Origin of the sequence: Bacillus sp. SIMBA_154 (genome assembly GCF_046536015.1) — a bacterium.
GTDB lineage: Bacteria > Bacillota > Bacilli > Bacillales > Bacillaceae > Bacillus > Bacillus pumilus_P.
Map to the genome: position 1 here is coordinate 1 of NZ_JAWJBV010000233.1, position 275 is coordinate 275.

Sequence of the window (275 nt, forward strand, 5' to 3'; positions counted from 1 at the left end):
TATGACGGCATGCACATCGACGGGAACCGGACGAATCTGCAGCATACCCTGCTTCATTTTTTCCAAATCAAGAATATCATTTACGAGATCAGAAAGTCTGTAGCCCATACGGATGATCAGCTGCATATTTTCTTTCTCTTCCTCTATCGTCTTCTTTTTTCTGCCGGCTACAAGGGTTTGGCATATATTAATAATGCTGTTCAGCGGCGTCTTGAATTCGTGTGAAGTTTTGGCGATAAATTCATCTTTCAGTTGGTCGATTTTGACTAATTTCC

1 protein-coding gene is annotated in these 275 nt (G+C 41.5%); it reads right to left on the bottom strand.

Annotation, left to right across the window (positions count from 1 at the left end):
• Positions 1-275 (bottom strand): sensor histidine kinase (locus R0K30_RS21850; protein WP_410612927.1); only part of this gene is annotated, 275 nt, incomplete at both ends.